We start from the raw sequence: 270 nt of genomic DNA on the forward strand, positions 1-270 counted from the left end.
GCATGTCTGATATCTATCCGGCAGAAGATCTGTTCCTGGCGAACAACAGCATGGGAGCGGGCATGCGTGAAACCCTGCTGGCCCTGCCTGACAGCAACTGGAATCCGGAAGAGTATCTGGATCTGATTGGACAGCTTGATGATGAAGGCTTTGATGACTTTACCCGCGTTCGTGAGCTGCTGGGTCTGGCGACCGGTAAAGACAATGGCTGGTACACGCTGCGTGTTGGCGAATTAAAAGCGATGCTGGCGCTGGCGGGCGGCGATCTGG

1 protein-coding gene is annotated in these 270 nt (G+C 55.9%); it reads left to right on the forward strand.

Translation table 11 applies throughout. The features are described 5' to 3' along the window. Positions 1–270 (forward strand): hypothetical protein (locus SB756_RS30460; protein ID WP_410913291.1); only part of this gene is annotated, 270 nt, incomplete at both ends.

Origin of the sequence: Pseudomonas sp. SIMBA_068, from assembly GCF_046534705.1 — a bacterium.
GTDB lineage: Bacteria > Pseudomonadota > Gammaproteobacteria > Pseudomonadales > Pseudomonadaceae > Aquipseudomonas > Aquipseudomonas putida.